This window comes from Aliivibrio sp. S4MY1 (genome assembly GCF_028765545.1).
In the GTDB taxonomy this organism is placed as follows: Bacteria; Pseudomonadota; Gammaproteobacteria; order Enterobacterales; family Vibrionaceae; genus Aliivibrio.
Genome location: NZ_JARACP010000002.1, coordinates 141046 through 157867 on the forward strand (window position 1 = coordinate 141046; position 16822 = coordinate 157867).

Consider the following 16822-nt stretch of genomic DNA (forward strand, 5'->3'; position numbering starts at 1 on the left):
TTGATAACGAGAAACTATCGGTCACTGACTATTCGATACATAGTTTTTATCTATGCATTTATTGATGCCGTTCACTTAGTCTAGCTTTAATCTGCTCACGTATATATTGATGCGTTTTATTGCTTATATTACGGCGATGATAAATAAGCTTTATCTCATAAGGTTGAAGTGGAAAAGGCGACTCTAATACCTTTAGCCCGAGCTCTTGGGCCAAACCAAACATACTTTCAGCCACAATACAGATCGCATCCGTGTGTCTAACACTTAACAATAGATTAGATGGACCACTCACTTCACGAACAATGTTACGCTCAAATATCTCATCAGGACGGGTTTCAAATGCGCCCATGTTCTCATTTTTCAATTTAAGCATGACATGCTCAGCTTGATTAAATTGCTCTAAACTTAATGAATTCCCAGTAATGGTTGGGTGATCGCATCGACAGGCAAAGGCAATATCCAATTTACCTAAACTCTCACTCACAAAGGTGTAGTCAGTCACAGTAATATCATCAATCAAAATATCAACTTCACCTGAGCGAATTTTATCGAGCATTTGATATTCAACCGCAGGGCTTTCTGTCAGCAACGCATCGTCCATATCAGGCAAAGATTGCAATACGATTTCTGGCGCGCTGATTATCAAACGACGTGGAGATTCCAACGCCACCACCAATTGCTCCATTATCGGACGCACTTGATAGGCTAATGAATGGGCTGCATCGGTTGGCTCTAGAGATCGTCCTATTTTTAGAAATAACGGTTGCCCGTAACTCTCTTCAAATTTTTTAATCGCACTGCTCATTGAAGGCTGAGTAATATTCAAATGATCCGCGGCTTTTGTCACGCTACCAAAGTCATACACCGCTAGAAAATGTTTGATAAAATTTAAGTTCATTTCGCTTCCCTACTCGATATCTCGATTTAATCGACATCAGCACTCTATTAGCATTGGTATTTTTTGTAAGATAATGAACTATTTACAACAAAGTATGTATTTTATATAGAAATATATTTGTAAATAATAGATAACCATCAAATCACTTACATCTGTAACATTGTGTACACCAATGTTACATTCTTTTCGTTTTATAATATCTAATTATTATGTAAATTTATTTTGATAATGTTATCACGATAAGGTATCTATTTTATGAAAGCAAAACTACTGGTTACTTCACTTGTTTTTATGAGCACTACTGCCGCAGCGTTTACAGACACGAATAAAACCGTTAATGATAATATCATTACTGAACAGAGAGCAGCTCTAGCAAAGAATACTGATGGTAAAGGATTTGGTCCTCAATCTCCTAGAGATATCGATAACTTAACTGGCAATAATCAACGTTTATTTGGATTAGCGCCAGAATATACTCAAATGAATTTATGTAATATTCATTTCCATAAAAATGCGGAACATAAAGGTGGCGAATTTACTACCTACGTTGGCAATGGCGATGGAAAAGGCAGCAATACTGGCTATGCGTATAGCGGCAAGCTAAGTAAAGCAGAGCTAAAACCATTTAATCACAAAAATAGTACACTGCAATCTGGTGACACCATTGAAGTGCATTATGTTCATACCACGGCTAACGTTAAGCCAGGCCCAACACTTGGTGCATGTTTATCTGACTCAATTGGCAACCCACAATTACGTGTAGAAACACAAGTGTATGTTTTAGTTAATGATAACTCAGCTCAGGATTTTGAGTATTTAACTGAATACGCTAAAAAGTCGGGGTATTACCAAGCAGTGAACATTCCAGTTAATACAGGAAAGCCAATTCAATACGCAGGTTCAACAACAGGGCCTAGCTATAATGAGCAAGGATCACCTTTACAAGTAACTTGGAGCGTTAGACCGCAAGTAACTAAAGTTAATATTAGTTCTGTCGCTGAATGGTTAACAGAAAATGACTTTAAAGAAGATCACGCACATGGTGTAAGAAACCTAGTGACTAATCCAGATCTACTCTCTTCTGGACACTAACTTTTACCCTATCTATTCAAAGGTCGCTACTTGCGGCCTTTTTTAAATATTAATTTAATCATGCTGAAGATAATCAAGACGCGCCGTTTACCTACTGCGTCCAACGCTCTTATCTAATTAAATCGACGTCGAAACTCGGTTGGCGTCATCATTTTTAACTCTTTAAATTGGCGATTAAAGTTAGATATATTTTTAAATCCCGTTTTTTCTGCCACTAATGCGATAGAAAAGTTAGTACTCGCTAACAGCTCACACGCTTTACCAATACGGTATTGCTTTAGATGATCAGAAAAACTCATTCCATAATGCTTCTCAAACATTCTATAAGCCGAGCTTTCACTCATATGAAGTCGCTTACATAAATCGGAGATCTTAATTGCATCACCATAATACGTTTCTATGTAACGAGTTGCTCGCTCAATTCGATGGTTTAATTCTGAATCATCGGAAAGCGGCTTAATTCGATAAGGCGTGGTTGATAGCTTTTTTGCCTTCGTATCATCAGAAAGACTGACTAATATCTCAATCACTTTTATCGCCTGCAAATGACGCTCTAACGTATTAGCCTGTTTTAATAATTCCGACATCTTTTGTGCGGTTTCTGGGCTAAACGATAAGCCATAAGCAGAATTATCTAATAACCGCTTGAGGTTTCTCGCTTCAGGGATCAGTGTCATTAAGCGCTCAACCCAATGGTGAGCAAACCAAATAATTAAAGTGTGATGTTTTGACTGCTCTAATTTTACGCTTCGTCCCGCCACCATATGAGGTAAGCCTGGCCCATAAAGAAGCAGAGAATTATGATGGATATCGCCAATCGCATCTCCTGCAAAATAACTGCCTTGAAATGCTTCATCAGGGTCTAGATACAACACCAATTCATATTCAGAATGATAATGCCAAGAACACGCAAACTCATTGTCTTCTACACGACAATGAAATTCTCTTACTATCCAATCAAAACTAGGTACATTTTGCACATGTTCTTTAAATGGTTTCATTCTTGGCCTTAACGGTTAACACCACTCGAAATAAGTCACTCTCAGGCTAATCGTGTAAGCGTCACCTGTCAAAGAAAGATAGTAAAATGACTGAATAGTATTAGAGGTAGCTCGAATAACATCACTCCCCCTCCCTTTCATTGAGTAGACTACGCCTAAATAAAACGGTTCAACCACATTCTCTTTCGTACACTGGAGCTTCACTATGCCGCAAAACAAGAAGACATTTTTGTTTATTTTTATCGCCTTTATTACTGGGCTTTGTAGTGCGTTTTTTTACCCACTATCAAGCTTGTTTATTGTAGAGGAGTTGGGCGCATCACCAATGATGTTAAGCCTGTATATGACGCTCGCTGTCAGCAGTTCTGTGATCGTATCTCAGTTTATTGCCAAACGCTCAGACACGCATTGGAACCGTAAAACCATTCTTATTGTCTCTTTAGCAAGTTACTTAATTTTGGTCGCCAGTTTTACCGTTATTCGTGATTATTGGTTAGCGATTACCATGGCAGTGGTCTTTGGTAGCATCAGTGGCGCATCTTTTGGTCAACTGTTTGCTCTAGGTCGAGAATATGGTGACAGACACGTCGCCAACAGCACCAGTTTTTTAGCGAAGATGCGTGCAGGTCTTGCGATTGCGTGGGTATTTGGTCCGCCTGCCGCGTTCATGCTTAAAGCACAATTTGGTTTTAGCGCAGCGTTTGCGGTGTCTGCTATTACTGTCTCTGTCGCAATACTCATCATCGCTAAATTTATTCCTGATAATGTGGTGACAAAAGAAGAACGAACTGCGGCAACAGTTGAGAATAAACCGTTAGGACGTATGGTTGTATTTTATTGCTTTATCATTGTTTGTGCTTTCTCTGCCAACAACTTGTATATCACCAGTATGCCTCTATATCTTTCACAAGAGCTGCAAGTTGATGTGAGTTGGTTGGGGTTAATGTTTGGTATGGCGGCAGCTTGCGAGATCCCAGTGATGCTTGGGGCAGGTAAAATGGCTGACAAACTAGGTACAACCAGAGTAATGACTCTTGGCGTGATATCTGGTGCCATGTTCTTTCTTGTTATGCTATCAACCACCAGTTTTACAGGGATGCTGATTGCCCAAATACTTAATGGATTGTTCATTGGTGTATGTGCCACGCTTGGCATGGTCGCATTGCAAGATATGATGAAAGACCGTTTAGGCACAGCCTCTACCCTGTTCTCTAACATGCTGAACATCAGTGTCTTGGTATCAAGTGTTTTGGTTGGTGTTGTGGGTGAGTTATACAACTACTACAGCGCGCTGTATTTGTGCTTTGTTGGTGCTGTTATAGCTGCTGTGTTGTTGATTGTGTTTGAGATGCTAGAGAAGAAACAGAAGGTAATGATTGAAGGCCAATGCGCGGTAGGAGAGGTGTAGGGTTAACACTATTTAAAGCGCAGGGGTAATAGCTGATTTGCTATTGCCCCATTGTTTGTTAGGTTACTTTTCTACATAACATTCAGTTTGGTTTTTGGCTTACTTTTTTATAACAAATGTTCTAGCTATGTGGCCAGATTTTTAATCCGCTACACGAATTCATCAGTGTGATGTGCTGCATGGCATAAGATACGGTTTGTCTGTACTATAAACTTTATTGAATGATGAGTCGAAAATGCACAGATGCGATTACCGAAAAGAACCAGAGCCCACATATTAGAAGAATTATCTGTAGACAAATTTAAATCTCTACTTCCTCATGAGTGGGTGTACCGCATACCGACACACGACTACGGGATAGATGGAGAAGTTGAAGTCTTTGATAACGATGGCCTTAGTACAGGGATTAAGTTTCTCGTACAACTCAAGGCGACCGATGAGAAAAATAGTATTAAAGCGCTAAAGCTTCGCATGAACATAGAAAAATTAAACTACTTTAAACAACTCGATTGCCCTGTATTGGTTGTACGCTATTTGGCTCATTCGGATACAATTTATAGTCGCTGGTTCCACTCGCTAAATCTAACCACAGATACCCTAGCTGAAAACAGTTTTTGCATGCAGTTCTCTTCTTCGAACGAATGGAAAGAACATTCAACAGAGCTACTTTTCGAAGGGCTGAAAGCTTATAACAACTTCAAAAGTAAAACCCTTCAAAAGCCTATAAAAATAAATGCATCAATAAAATCATACAAGGGATTATCCACACACTCTGCGCTATTAGCTTCTAACCTAATCAATTCAACAAAAGAGAATGAAAACACGTTTACATTCGAATTTAAACCGACCAAATCCTCCCCTTCCATCTTGGAAATTGATGAAAATGACTACTACATAAATCTTGGTGGAGTCGGAAGCAGTCGAGGTTCATTTGACAATTTGAGTAATATTACTGACGCTTTAACGTTAGTTGCCGACATAAACGTAACTATCGGATTGTTACTACAGCACTTGGGGCATACTAAGGAAGCTGAGGTTCATTTCGATAATTACATACAGGCGTCAAAAATAAAAAGCCATGGATTAACTCTCATCAGCTATACGCAGTGCAAAATAGCTACAAGAACACCCTCCGATGCATTGCTCCTTATCGAAAGCATTGTTAATACAACTAATATATTCGAACACGACTTGGTAAATGAAATCCAAGTTTGTTTAAGTTTAATCACTAGCTTATCTATTAAAGCCGATGTAGAAAGCGTAATAAAAACATACAAGTGTATCGACCAATCAATTCCGTCAGACCACAAAGACTTGAAGGCAACTTTACACTACAACCTCGGTAATTTTTTATCTGCAAGAAGTGAACTAAGCAAAGCGATACATCAATACAATAAAGCTGCAAAGATGAACCCAGATTACAAAAAAAGGGCATACTGGCTAAAAGAAGTCGCTGGGTTATTATTCAGCGCAAGTAAGTACACAACAGCCTCCAAGTTTTATACAACCGCTATTGACATCGAAGATACAGCAGAGAATGCGGTGTTACTGGCAGATAGTCTAATCTTTTGTGGACGTTTTGAGGAGGCATCTGATTTGTTCGAAATCTCCATTCCGAAACTTAAAGTAAGAAGCTCTATCTGGTGCCTAAAAAAATGGACTCTTGATCTATTAGTGAATGACTTAGGCATAAAGAAACAACTTATAGGTAAAGTTGCTACTGCTAAGTTTATCGAAAATGCTAACGAAGACGAAATAATAGAATACTTAGTCAAGACAAATGCTACATGTCCAGAATGCTGGTACTCATTGGCTCAAAAGTTTGTTATTGCTCAAGACTACAATAAAGCATGTATTAGCTACTTACTTTCAGCATTTTCAGATGAACGTTACAGAAATACATGGATGAACGCATTGCAGTGTGCCTACAACATCGAAGACCTAACGGCATTTTCTCATTTAATAGAAGTCATTGGTAATAAATTTGGAAGTGAAGTCATTGGTGAGTTCTTCTCTAACTTCCCTGTAGATGCAAATGATGATTTCCATCAAAAATTAAGTGACGCTGCATTACAAGCAATACAGTACTGTGAAGACTATAACAATGAACAAAAAAACAACATTTATGAAATTAGGTTTGGAGATAGCAACTCAATCAATACAGTTGCTTTAAAACGCCATTGATGTAATGGATTAGTATAGTTGGTCTAAGCAAGAAGCTCTGCTTTAACTCTAGTAATTCACGAAATACTAATTTAGCAATATCACTGACTCACTTATGTCCAAAAACAAGCTAACCTAATACTACTTTTATTGAGTCCCCTCTCCACCAAACTAAAAATGCCAGTCAACTTAACTGACTGGCATTGCATTACCCACTGAGGGGAGGTTTTATCATTAAATGTTATTTGCTTGGCATTGGTAGAATCTCAAACATGCCATCAAACTTATCTAGTGAACTAGCCTGTTGATCTAACAGTGATGCATCGCCTTTAACACCCGCTTGACCAGATTTGAATAATGCCTCTAAAGTTGTCTCACCAAAAACCACTTTTGTGAAATCTGCTTTGTTGATAATTAATTCAAAATCAACCTTTGGTAGTTTATCGACTTCAATGTTAGCCATATTCGCATTAGACACTTCACCATAGTAACGCTCTCCAAGGTCTGGGTGGTAAACACCGAAGTTGAAGTCAAGACCTGCGGCTTCCGCTTTTGGTGCGTTCAAACTCACAGCAATAAAGTGAGCTAGCTTGCTTGCGCTAACACATTGGTATCAGCCAATAAGCGCTTCCCCGCCTCATCAAACAAATGCAAGTGCTGTTTTGCTACGTTAAGCGTCAGAGCTTCTTGAGTGGCAAAGTCTAACTCTGGCGTTAACGCGGTAAATGTTTTACCACCCACCAAACCATGCACTAATTGGTTCGGCCCTAACGGTTCAACCGCTTGCACGCTTAATGGAAAACTTAACCCTGTATTTACTGGCTCTAATAAGGCGTGTTCAGGTCTAATTCCAAGCTGTATTGTCTGAGCAGGTAAATGTGCGTATTCAGCCAGAAACACACTTTGCTGATCAAACTTAATCACCCCATTCACAATCTCGGCTTGATGAAAGTTCATCGCAGGGCTGCCAATAAAACTCGCCACAAACGTACTCGCAGGTTGGTGGTACACCTCTGATGGCGTACCTATTTGCTCAATCTCCCCTTGGTTTAACACGATAATGCGATCCGCCAAAGTCATCGCCTCCACTTGATCATGAGTCACATACACACTGGTTACACCTAGCTCACGTTGCAGTTTTTTAATTTCTAAACGCATGTGGGCGCGCAGTGAAGCATCTAGATTAGATAACGGCTCATCAAACAAGAACAACTGTGGATCACGCACAATCGCACGTCCCATTGCAACACGTTGACGCTGCCCACCGGATAACTTTGCAGGCTTTCTGTCGAGATAATCTGCGATCTTGAGGGTTTCTGCGACTTTTTCAATTTTTGCTGCAATGGTTTGCTTATCAACACCACGGTTTTTTAACCCATAAGCCAAGTTGTCATACACTGTCATGTGTGGGTATAGCGCGTAGTTTTGAAACACCATCGCAATATCACGACTGGCTGGTTTTTCTGTATCAATACGACGATGATTTAGCTCAATTTCGCCACCAGTGATCGACTCTAACCCTGCAATAGAGCGCAAGATGGATGATTTACCACAGCCCGACGGACCAACCAATACAATGAACTCACCTTGCTTAATATCAACAGAAACACCTTTTACCGCTTGGTGACCATTGTCGTAGGTTTTTACTAAATTTTTAAGTGCTAACATAGTTCTATCTCTTCACAAATTTGGGATTGGCAATGCGGTTTCATCACCGCGTTTGCACAATTATTTCTCTGTTTCAACAAGGCCTTTAACAAACCAACGCTGAAAAATAATAACTATTAAAATTGGTGGCAACATAGCGAAGATAACCAGAGCAAAGGCTTGGTCGTAACGCGGTTGACTACTTTGGCTTATGTCACTCAATAACTGTTTCACACCCATTACGATAGTGTTGTAACTCTCATCGGTGGTCATCATGATTGGCCATAAATATTGGTTCCAACCCACCACAAACATGATAATGAAAATCGCAGCGATCATGGTTTTAGATAACGGTAATAAAATATCGATAAAAAAGCGAATTGGCCCTGCGTTATCAAGTTGCGCCGCCTCCACCAATTCATTCGGGATGGTTCTAAAAAATTGGCGAAAGAAAAACGTCGCGGTCGCCGAGGCAATCAAAGGTAAAATTAACCCTGAAAAGCTATTCAACATTCCTAAGTTCGCAACCACTTCATAAGAAGGAATGATACGAACTTCTAATGGCAACAATAGCGTGACAAAAATCAGCCAAAACCACAGCGAAGCAAAAGGCATACGAAAATAGACCAACGCATAAGCGGCCATCATCGAAATAATAATCTTGCCAATGGCAAAGCCAAGTCCCATCACCATTGAGTTAATGATCATCGATTTGGCATTCACATCCGTACTAAAACCGACGCTCTTATCCCAGACCTCCCCGTAAACCTCAAAGAAGTTACCGCCCGGCCACCACTGCAATCCATCACTAATAATGGTGTTTGGGTTGTGGGTAGAGCTGGCGAAAATTAGCCAAATAGGGATGATCATAAAAAGCGCCCCTAATATCAGGATGACATGATCGAACCATTGATTCTGTTTCATAATAAAATTCTCATCATTGCTGTGTACCAATACATCTCTTTGAATTAATAGTGCACACGCTTTTCAATAAACTTAAATTGCACCCAAGTCAGCATTAAGACTAAAACCAGTAACACTACCGATTGCGCCGCACTACCACCAATGTCTGTCCCAATGAAGCCATCACGATAAATCTTATAAACCAATGAGGTCGTTCCCCCACCCGGACCGCCTGACGTTAAGGTGTCAATAACGCCGAAGGTTTCAAAAAAGGCATAGGTTAAGTTGATGACTAATAAGAAAAAGCCTGTAGGAGCAAGCAATGGGAAAGTGATGGTCCAGAAGCGACGGCGATCACTCTCACAATCCAACATTGCCGCTTCATTCACCGCAAATGAAATAGACTGTAGTCCTGCAAGAAAGTAGATAAAGTTAACCGAGACTTGCTTCCACACCGAGACTAAAACCAAGGTTAGCGTTGCATCAAAAGGACTGGTGTATAAACTAAAATCCCAACCAAGGCTGGAAAAAATATCGGTAAAAACACCAATATGAGGATTAAAAATAAAGCCGCCCATAATACCAGCCACCGCAGGAGCAACCGCATACACCCAAGTGAGCGTGATTTTATAAGCACTCTTACCATGCAAAATATTATTGGCTTTCACCGCCAATAAAAGAGCAATGGCTAATGATAAAAAAGACACCACAATGGCAAAGCCAACCGTAAAAAAGATCGATCTTAAATACTCTGCCGAGCTAAAAATAATGTCGTAATTCTCTAAACCAACAAAGGTTGATGACAACCCCCAAGGGTCTTCTAGCATAAAGGAGAGATAAACCGCTTCTGCTGCGGGATAGAAAAAGAACACAGCAATAATGGCGATTTGGGGCACTAAAAGCGCATAAGGCAACGCCGAGTGGGTAAATTGTTGTCGTTGTTCCACTGTTATAACCTACTACATTAAAAAGAAAAAAATCACTGTGGCTAACCTAAATCGGCCACAGTGAAACCTTGTTATTGCACCGAGCGTGCGAAACGGTTTAACATTACTTTGCTTTCTTTATCGATATTGGCGAGTGCTTTTTCTACCGTAATTCGGTCTGCAAATACGTTATCAAACTCTCTATGCATTACCTCTTGGATTTGTGAGTAAAAACCTAAACGGTAACCACGCGTCCACTCGCCACCCGGTAAGCTCAACTGTTTTACGCCCACTTCTGCATCTGGCTGTTCTTGGTAGTAGCCTGATTGTTTTGTCATGTCGTAAGCCGCTTTGGTAACCGTCACATAACCGGTCGATTTATGCCAAAACATTTGTGTCTCAGGACTTGTTAAGAAATTAAAGAAAGCAGCAACGGCTTGCTCTTCTTCTTTTGGCTTACCATCAATGGCAAATAAGGCAGCGCCACCAATAAAGGTACGGCCGGCCTCTTTATTGACTGATTTCCAATATGGTAGATAGGTTGTACCTAACTCAAAATCAACACGGTTACGTAACCCACCAAACGAGCCTGATGAGCCTAACCACATTGCTACTTTTTGTTGCTCAAACGGTTGTTGGTTTGCATCCCAATCAGAGCCGTAATACTTGTAGTACCCTTTGTCTGACCACTCTTTTAGCTTGTTAAAGTGCATTGCCATGTCAGGCGTATTAATCATGATATTGGTCGCTGGCGCATCAAAGCCATTGTTTTTGTTAGCAACAGGAAGGTTATGGCGAGACTTGAAGTTTTCGAACATGATCCAAGGCGTTAAAGATTGTGAGAAAGTAGCGTAGCCTTGCGCTTTTAATTTTTGTGCGACTTGTTCTAGCTCTTCGTAGGTTTTAGGCGCTTCTACCCCTGCTTTTGCAAGAATGTCTTTGTTGTAATAAAGCACAGGCGTTGAACTGTTAAATGGCATACCAATCATTTTTCCATTGCTGTCTGCGTAGAAGTTACGAACCCCTGCAATGTAGTCTTTATTATTAAATGAATAGCCAGATTGAACCAGAATATCTTCGACAGGTTTTGCAACCCCTGGGGCATTGATGATGGTTGCTGCCCCCACATCAGCCACTTGCAGAATGTTCGGCGCTTGGTCGGCACGATAAGCAGCAATGCCTGCGGTAAGGGTTTCTACGTATGAGCCTTTAAACACTGGGGTAATTTTGTATTCATCTTGTGACGCATTAAAATCACGAGCAATAGTATTGACTGTTTCGCCTAGCTGACCACTCATTGCATGCCACCAAGTGATGTTGGTTTCAGCCATGGCTGTCGTTGAAAGTAATGACGCTAGAACACCTGTTATCAATTGCTTTTTCATCTTATTCCCTAATGATTTAGTATGAGTAACCGTTTATGTGATGCTCATAGTAGGGATTGAAGATGACAATTATGCTTCAGTTTTATTGTGTTCTTGTGATGATTTGGGGGGAATGTTTTTTGGTGCTCTCGCTTAGAACTACGAGTTAAAGAGAAATTTTGGCATGAAATATCCATTGGTCAAAAGGTTGCATTAACCGCACAAAAAAATGTACTAGGATTATCTGTAGTCGATAAATATGAGCATATTGCAAAAAGTCATAAATAAATAACCTATTCACACTTTATTTAACACCGTATTAATGAACGAATAAGCCTCATCAATCAGGCAGATTTAGTGTAAATCAGCGAGTTTCTCTACGTTGCTAGGTTTCTAGCCATTGAAAATGTTTAGAGTTTTAGATATATCCATAAAAAATCCAAGTGCATAAAATACACTTGGATTTTGACATCTAAAAGGTCCTACCAACCAATCCAATTACCCTTAATGGTCGATATTACTACGGAAGTAAGCTTTTCACTTTTAAACAATTACAGGAAATCAGTAAGACAGTCTTTTATAAATGCTTTTAAAATTGCTCTTTTAAATATCTTACTCTTTACAATCTTAGTAGTTGTATTGATTAAAATATTACTCATATCATTCCTTCTATTGCTTTCTTAAAACCACAAAAAAGGTTACCCTCTCGGATAGCCCTAATTTTATAATTTGTTCTGCTTAAACATCTTTAATTTTCGCTGTTGTATAAAGTACTAACGAACCAAACGAAGGGAACTATTGTTGTTTATTTTAAATAAATGGCCGAAGGAATATAGCCCCCATTATCGGCGATCTCCGCTTTTATTCCTGACGTGATAACACCCCCACTAATTTTAAAAAATGCAAAGAGCATCTCTAACGTTGTAAAAAGGTGCTTCATATTACTTATTCGTACGATCAGCGTTCTCATCGTTAAACCGTTATTTTCTCCCAGCTTTAAATTTACTTCTAAGTAGTATTCGTAGTTTTCAGAAAACAATAAAGCCATACTTACGCTTTTAAACTGCCTTTGTCTGTAAATACCTTCTTCGCTCGATATTGGATCCACGCCCATTTCACCTAGTATGCTCTTTTCAATCCACTTCTCATTCACTTGAAGATGATCAGATGATTGCCATACAACTTTACCCACTATGACATATTCCCGCTGTGGAAAGGCATTTTCAATTAACTCAATTTGATACTCACGCTTCCACGCTTTGGGTGCCTTTACCAGGTGAGAATATCGGCCAGATTCGACTAACGTTTTAACCTTGTTTAATAGATGAAGATGTCGCACTAGCTTTTCTGTCTGGTCTGAATATATGCTAATGCCTCGGCCTTGGTTGACATGTTTCAGTATGTCGTAAATACGTTGCTCTTTCAGAACACGCGAATTGCCAATTTCGATGTCTATTTTGGTTGTTGAGAGTAGGTTTTTAAAATATTGATGTTTAGACGGTATATCTTGAGTTGACACCTCAGAAAGAATGCTTTCGATAACGTCACACCATGCTGAAAAATAAGGGGAGTTAATAAGTGCATTTATTGCCTCCAACTTAAAATCACGCATCAAGCGAGCATTTTTATGCTCTATACCTTTACGCTTGTTTTCATCCACAACATTTTGGGCTTCATAATCAGGAACTAATGAGTCGTGAACATCCAAACTTTCGAGTATAAAAGCTCTGGTCTCTTCGTTATTCCAAGCCTGAATTATCCTAAGTAAATGCAATTCTTTGCTATGAGTATCAAATTTCTTTGTATCTCTCATTTCCTCTGAAGTGAATAACTCGGCTTCTATATAGTAACCTTTGGAGGTTTCCGGCAATCCAAATTCCTGTTGTAAGATGTCCGCCTCTTTGAAAGTTAGCTTACGACGCCCTCCCTTCAATTCACTAACACGTGAAGGTTCTAGCTCCAGTAACTCCCCAACTAAATTGTTTCCCCCAATATTGCATGCGTGGTTCACATATAACATTGACTGTTGTTTATTATATTTCTCGGCTTTCTGGTCCATAGCACTCTCCTTGTTTCAAAAAACAATCTTATTACGGCACACCTTACAAATAAAGCGTAATTGATGCGTAATAATTACACTTCCAGTAAGGAGTAGAGGACCGAATGTTTTTTCTCTGGGCTTTCATCAACCGATAAACCAATTTATTAATGCCGATGGTTGACGCACTTTGTTTGCGCTGTTTGCAAACAAGGTGCGCCGAAAATAGCTGGCACGAAGTGCGAGCGCCCCAAGCGGATAATAGAGAGCAACCCACGCTTTTGCGCCTCTTTGGAATGACGAATAAACAGGGACCATTGCTTTGCAAGCTGTCGCCTGTGTGCTTGCACACGTTATTAGGCGATGGCTGTTTTGCAATGCAATGGTGGTGACGGGAATGGAAAAGTGCCGCAGTGGGTGATTAAGCAAAGAGCTCAGGTCTAAGTTTCCCAATAACTTGCCACACTTTTTTATTATTTGGAGTTCGAGCGATTAACTCTTTCTTAACCAATGCATTTAATGCCTTAGTTGCTTCAGTTTGTTCGAGCTTTACGGTATTGAATAATTCAGTCACAATCATACTTTTTGCTTTTAACGTATTATAAAGCAAAGCAATATTGTTCAAATCTTTAGCTGTATATTCTTGTATCTCCGTGGCCTGTACTAATACTGGTTTAGTATTTACAATTTCACTAGCAATTGAAGCATGTTGACATTGAAATTCAAAAGCTTGGCACAATGGATTGTCGTTTGAATATAATATAAAGGTGAGTTTCTTTTTCTCATCATAACGAACCTGAGATATAGCTTTACTTAAATGAGCAATGAGATAAAAATCTGCTTGATTCTTACCAACTGGATACCCATCCATCACAATAAACATTAAATCATGACATAACGTTTTAATCTGTTCATTATTAGAAAACACAAAAACCTTATCTGTGATCCTTGCATCTATCTCTTGAATCGATGGTAACCCTATATTTTCTGCATCAACAAAAATGATGTTCATAACCTAGCCTTAATATTTTATTTTTATGTAAATATAACTCCAATAGTCATACTCTAAATTTTGAAATTTAATTAGTTCCAATTTAATCAAACTTATATGGATTTTTATTGGGTTCTGAGCAGAGACGTATTGGATGACAGTACGATATCAAATTCAATTATTACATAATGTGAAACAAGTAATGATATTTTCTCTGAACTATTAGCATCATCAGAACTTTATTGCTGAATGCCGATGGTTGACGCACTTTGTTTGCGCTGTTTGCAAACAAGGTGCGCGGTAAAATAGCTGGCACGAAGTGCGAGCGCCCCAAGCTTAGGGAAGGGGTTGGTAATAAAAAGCAACCCACGCTTTTGCGCCTCTTTGGAATGACGAATAAACAGGGACCATTGCTTTGCAAGCTGTGGGTGGCTATCTTGTTTATTGTCAATTTTTACCATAACAGGATGACTTTCACCCGAAATGAATCTAGATTTCATCTTACGAAAATCAACCTAAAATCGTCATAAAATTTCAACCATATTTATGGATATGTTTGTATAATTTACATCTAAAAAACGAGCCTTAAAAGAGCAACTCAGGGCCATAAATCCAGTACTTATTGACCCTCAATCTTTCAAAGCTTCAAGCACTAACTTCCATTAACCAACTAGAGGGACATTTCTATCTGGCTAAAACAAGGACATTTTAAAATGGGATTAACAGAATTGCGGGAATAAAAAATAATTATGTATATGTAGTTGAGTGAGGGTATATTTACGTCTTATATTTTAATTCTAGGGTCGTTGTTATGAACATATTTAATATAAAAAAGTCATTATTTATTGGTTTGCTAATATCTTTATCTACCCCAGCCTTTTCTTCTGAGGTAAAACCAATTGGGGCACTTGTAGGAATTAAACATGTACCTGAGATAGGTTCTAAATACCGTATTGATGAAACGTCTTATGGAGCTGCCCCCGTTACTCTTTCTTGCGAATTAGAGGGTAGATTTAGATCTTTTTCAGCATGTGAGCTAGATGCAAATGTTCGCAGTCTGTATTTAGATATGACAAAAGATAATTTTACTGGTCGTAATGTTTCAGGAAGAACAATTGAGTTTACAGGGATAAAATATGGACAATTATTTTTTAAACTAATGGATTAAATATTGTGACAAATTGGCCACCTATGTCGAAATTTTTTATTTAAAGAGATCATATGTACGAGTTGATAGATGGTATTATTTCAATTTTTGGTGGTGTACTTATATACCTTATTGGTAGTGGTAAAGTACGTATTACTTCAAATCAAGATAAAAATGAATCATTAAAAAATAGGTTTAGAAGTATTTCAAAAGTTGTTACTCCGATACTAATAATTTTTGGGGTGATTCAATTAGGCACTGTATTTTTAACATAACGTCCGTTATCTGCCCTGACAGCTAGCAACACAAAGGTCGCCTATATTGGTGACCTTTTTTATACAGTGATATATCCATTCATTAATTTGATACACTTGTTTAACAATCTTCTTGATCTTCGCTCGATATTGCGTTGGATTTCAAACCTATTCATGACAGATACCCTTTAATTGTGACACTTTCTTGAATGAAAGTGTCACACTTATGGCGCATTTATCCTTTAGTGACAATAAGAGTGTCACAGTAAAATATAGGCATCTTTGGATTAAGGCCCTAGAGATTCACTTACTTATCTTTGATCCACAGAAAATTAGTTTCGGAGTAATAACCGAATTTAAGATAGTATTTTGCCCCAAAATACGCATAATCTTGCTATACAACACTCAAAGAGAAATTACCTATGACTAATTTTCAATATTACTTTCATAAACTGCCTTGTTTTGACTGTAAAAAAACCAAAGTGAACACTGATCTTGGTTGGTTAACAGCGACAATGAAAGACGATGTTCAAGCACAATTGACTGCAATTATCGAGCAAGGTAACGTTGAAGCTGATCTTTCAGTAAACGTGACTTGTACTAAAGCTGAAGCTCGTGATTACTTATTGCTGAATTTCTACGGTTACTCTGAAGAAGAGCTAGAAGGTCAAATTGAAGCTGACGATGAGAAAGAAGTTGCAGATGAAATCGCAGAGTTGCTAAAAGACGGTAGCGATGTAGCGGTATTTGAGCACGAAATCGCTCTACAATGCTGTACTGATTGCGACGTTGAATAAGCGTTAATAAAGTTCAATATACTAATTCTAGGCATTAGCAGAGTTAAATTTGCTAATGCCTTTTTTGTTTTTACTTCTCGATATTTCTAAATATCAGAAGTAACCCATAAAACAACTCAATGTGTTATTATCCCCTCAAACTGTAAGGACAATAATCATGAAGCTTATCCCCCTACTGAAACAGCCTAGAATC

The 16822-nt window shown here is 38.8% G+C and carries 15 protein-coding genes and 1 pseudogene; 6 read left to right on the forward strand and 10 right to left on the reverse strand.

Translation table 11 applies throughout. The annotated features are described in order from the left end of the window. Nucleotides 1-58: 58 nt before the first annotated feature. Nucleotides 59-898: a LysR family transcriptional regulator gene (locus PVK71_RS03140; protein ID WP_274417756.1), complete on the reverse strand. Its 840-nt coding sequence runs from the start codon at nucleotides 896-898 to the stop codon at nucleotides 59-61. A gap of 255 nt (nucleotides 899-1153) precedes the next feature. Here PVK71_RS03140 and PVK71_RS03145 point away from each other — a divergent pair, with 255 nt between their 5' ends. Then, nucleotides 1154-1990 (forward strand): delta-class carbonic anhydrase, encoded by an 837-nt coding sequence (locus tag PVK71_RS03145; RefSeq protein WP_274417755.1) that lies wholly within the window; start codon nucleotides 1154-1156, stop codon nucleotides 1988-1990. 113 nt (nucleotides 1991-2103) lie between these two features. On the opposite strand, the gene PVK71_RS03150 is transcribed toward PVK71_RS03145, so the two are convergent. After that, on the reverse strand, nucleotides 2104-2991 hold the full coding sequence (locus tag PVK71_RS03150; protein WP_274417754.1) for a helix-turn-helix transcriptional regulator: 888 nt from the start codon (nucleotides 2989-2991) through the stop codon (nucleotides 2104-2106). A 205-nt stretch (nucleotides 2992-3196) separates the two neighbouring features. On the opposite strand from PVK71_RS03150, the gene PVK71_RS03155 reads away from it, so the two are divergent. Both PVK71_RS03155 and PVK71_RS03160 read left to right on the forward strand, forming a co-directional pair. Beyond that, nucleotides 3197-4399, forward strand: a complete 1203-nt coding sequence (locus PVK71_RS03155; RefSeq protein ID WP_274417753.1) for a sugar efflux transporter — start codon at nucleotides 3197-3199, stop codon at nucleotides 4397-4399. Nucleotides 4400-4642: 243 nt separating this feature from the next. Beyond that, a complete protein-coding gene (locus tag PVK71_RS03160) occupies nucleotides 4643-6583 on the forward strand; it encodes a DUF4365 domain-containing protein (RefSeq protein WP_274417752.1) in 1941 nt (646 codons plus the stop codon). 220 nt (nucleotides 6584-6803) lie between these two features. On the opposite strand, the pseudogene PVK71_RS03165 reads toward PVK71_RS03160, so the two are convergent. The 8 genes and pseudogenes from PVK71_RS03165 to PVK71_RS03200 form a co-directional block, all read right to left on the reverse strand. Continuing rightward, nucleotides 6804-7142: pseudogene (locus PVK71_RS03165) on the reverse strand (alkyl sulfatase C-terminal domain-containing protein); the annotation flags it as partial. Nucleotides 7143-7147: 5 nt separating this feature from the next. After that, on the reverse strand, nucleotides 7148-8230 hold the full coding sequence (gene ugpC, locus PVK71_RS03170; protein ID WP_274417751.1) for a sn-glycerol-3-phosphate ABC transporter ATP-binding protein UgpC: 1083 nt from the start codon (nucleotides 8228-8230) through the stop codon (nucleotides 7148-7150). Between the two features lie 60 nt (nucleotides 8231-8290). Further along, nucleotides 8291-9133 carry a sn-glycerol-3-phosphate ABC transporter permease UgpE gene (gene ugpE / locus PVK71_RS03175; RefSeq protein ID WP_274417750.1) on the reverse strand — a complete coding sequence of 281 codons (843 nt, stop codon included), beginning with the start codon at nucleotides 9131-9133 and terminating at the stop codon, nucleotides 8291-8293. A 44-nt stretch (nucleotides 9134-9177) separates the two neighbouring features. Beyond that, entirely contained in the window at nucleotides 9178-10059 is an 882-nt protein-coding gene (locus tag PVK71_RS03180; RefSeq protein WP_274417749.1) for an ABC transporter permease subunit, read from the reverse strand. A 71-nt stretch (nucleotides 10060-10130) separates the two neighbouring features. Continuing rightward, nucleotides 10131-11423, reverse strand: a complete 1293-nt coding sequence (locus tag PVK71_RS03185; protein WP_274417748.1) for an extracellular solute-binding protein — start codon at nucleotides 11421-11423, stop codon at nucleotides 10131-10133. A gap of 784 nt (nucleotides 11424-12207) precedes the next feature. Further along, complete coding sequence (locus PVK71_RS03190) at nucleotides 12208-13461, reverse strand: hypothetical protein (protein WP_274417747.1); 1254 nt, start codon at nucleotides 13459-13461, stop codon at nucleotides 12208-12210. A gap of 400 nt (nucleotides 13462-13861) precedes the next feature. Further along, a complete protein-coding gene (locus PVK71_RS03195) occupies nucleotides 13862-14452 on the reverse strand; it encodes a hypothetical protein (protein ID WP_274417746.1) in 591 nt (196 codons plus the stop codon). A gap of 218 nt (nucleotides 14453-14670) precedes the next feature. Further along, a complete protein-coding gene (locus tag PVK71_RS03200) occupies nucleotides 14671-14931 on the reverse strand; it encodes a hypothetical protein (protein WP_274421745.1) in 261 nt (86 codons plus the stop codon). A 311-nt stretch (nucleotides 14932-15242) separates the two neighbouring features. Here PVK71_RS03200 and PVK71_RS03205 point away from each other — a divergent pair, with 311 nt between their 5' ends. From PVK71_RS03205 to PVK71_RS03215, 3 genes are all read left to right on the forward strand, one after another. After that, nucleotides 15243-15599, forward strand: a complete 357-nt coding sequence (locus tag PVK71_RS03205) for a LuxR family transcriptional regulator (RefSeq protein ID WP_274417743.1) — start codon at nucleotides 15243-15245, stop codon at nucleotides 15597-15599. Between the two features lie 53 nt (nucleotides 15600-15652). Further along, nucleotides 15653-15853 (forward strand): hypothetical protein, encoded by a 201-nt coding sequence (locus tag PVK71_RS03210; RefSeq protein ID WP_274417742.1) that lies wholly within the window; start codon nucleotides 15653-15655, stop codon nucleotides 15851-15853. A 401-nt stretch (nucleotides 15854-16254) separates the two neighbouring features. Continuing rightward, nucleotides 16255-16629, forward strand: a complete 375-nt coding sequence (locus tag PVK71_RS03215; protein WP_274417741.1) for a hypothetical protein — start codon at nucleotides 16255-16257, stop codon at nucleotides 16627-16629. Nucleotides 16630-16822 lie beyond the last annotated feature (193 nt).

Excerpts from the sequence above, each read along its gene's own strand:
- PVK71_RS03140 (WP_274417756.1), bottom strand. The coding sequence starts at position 898 with ATGAACTTAAATTTTATCAAACATTTTCTAGCGGTGTATGACTTTGGT.
- PVK71_RS03145 (WP_274417755.1), top strand. The coding sequence starts at position 1,154 with ATGAAAGCAAAACTACTGGTTACTTCACTTGTTTTTATGAGCACTACT.
- PVK71_RS03150 (WP_274417754.1), bottom strand. The coding sequence starts at position 2,991 with ATGAAACCATTTAAAGAACATGTGCAAAATGTACCTAGTTTTGATTGG.
- PVK71_RS03155 (WP_274417753.1), top strand. The coding sequence starts at position 3,197 with ATGCCGCAAAACAAGAAGACATTTTTGTTTATTTTTATCGCCTTTATT.
- PVK71_RS03160 (WP_274417752.1), top strand. The coding sequence starts at position 4,643 with ATGCGATTACCGAAAAGAACCAGAGCCCACATATTAGAAGAATTATCT.
- ugpC (WP_274417751.1), bottom strand. The coding sequence starts at position 8,230 with ATGTTAGCACTTAAAAATTTAGTAAAAACCTACGACAATGGTCACCAA.
- ugpE (WP_274417750.1), bottom strand. The coding sequence starts at position 9,133 with ATGAAACAGAATCAATGGTTCGATCATGTCATCCTGATATTAGGGGCG.
- PVK71_RS03185 (WP_274417748.1), bottom strand. The coding sequence starts at position 11,423 with ATGAAAAAGCAATTGATAACAGGTGTTCTAGCGTCATTACTTTCAACG.
- PVK71_RS03190 (WP_274417747.1), bottom strand. The coding sequence starts at position 13,461 with ATGGACCAGAAAGCCGAGAAATATAATAAACAACAGTCAATGTTATAT.
- PVK71_RS03195 (WP_274417746.1), bottom strand. The coding sequence starts at position 14,452 with ATGAACATCATTTTTGTTGATGCAGAAAATATAGGGTTACCATCGATT.
- PVK71_RS03200 (WP_274421745.1), bottom strand. The coding sequence starts at position 14,931 with ATGAAATCTAGATTCATTTCGGGTGAAAGTCATCCTGTTATGGTAAAA.
- PVK71_RS03205 (WP_274417743.1), top strand. The coding sequence starts at position 15,243 with ATGAACATATTTAATATAAAAAAGTCATTATTTATTGGTTTGCTAATA.
- PVK71_RS03210 (WP_274417742.1), top strand. The coding sequence starts at position 15,653 with ATGTACGAGTTGATAGATGGTATTATTTCAATTTTTGGTGGTGTACTT.
- PVK71_RS03215 (WP_274417741.1), top strand. The coding sequence starts at position 16,255 with ATGACTAATTTTCAATATTACTTTCATAAACTGCCTTGTTTTGACTGT.